The sequence below is a fragment of the Vibrio sp. 10N.222.46.A1 genome (assembly GCF_041473595.1).
Taxonomy (GTDB): Bacteria; Pseudomonadota; Gammaproteobacteria; order Enterobacterales; family Vibrionaceae; genus Vibrio; species Vibrio tasmaniensis_A.
The window spans coordinates 1-678 of record NZ_JBFRSN010001262.1 but is presented as its reverse complement, the minus strand read 5'-3'; the positions used below and the strand labels follow the sequence as shown (position 1 = coordinate 678).

The window sequence follows — 678 nt, the reverse complement described above, 5'->3', positions numbered from 1 at the left end:
TTATCGTTCTGCTGGTGGTTTTTTCAATCATCATGCTCTCTGCTTTTGGGGCGAAGAACCTCTACTTTAGAGGGGACTACAACATCTTCTTCGAAGGCACCAACAAGCAGTTGATGGCGTTCGATGAGATTCAAACCACCTTTGCAAAAACCGACAACCTCGCGATTGTTATTGCGCCTGAAGATGGCAATGTCTTCACCCCAGAAACCCTTACCTTAATTCAAAACCTTACGGTCGATGCGTGGCAGATCCCGTACTCAAGCCGTGTCGATTCGCTTGCCAATTATCAGCATACCGAAGCCGTTGAAGATGACCTCTTAGTGGAAGACCTTCTTTACGAAGAATATGAGCACACACCAGAGCGAATCGCCAAAGTAAAACAGATCGCGCTCAACGAACCACTGCTCAAGAACGCATTGGTGTCGGCCTCTGGTGATGTGACGATTGTTAACGTTACCGTGCAATTGCCCGAAGTGGATAAAACTGCTGAAGTGCAAGAAGTGATCGCGGCCATCAACACCATGATTGGTAAGTACCAAGCCGATTATCCGAATGTCGAATTCCATAAAGCGGGCATCATTGCCATGAACAACGCGTTTATGATGTCGGCCCAAGAAGACAGCTCAACGCTCGTGCCGTTAATGCTGTTGGTGGTGTTGGTGTTCCTCACCTTTATGT

Annotated in this window: 1 pseudogene; it reads left to right on the top strand. The window is 47.6% G+C overall.

Annotated features, from left to right (window positions below):
* Positions 1-678, top strand: a pseudogene (locus AB4496_RS25775) (RND family transporter); the annotation flags it as partial.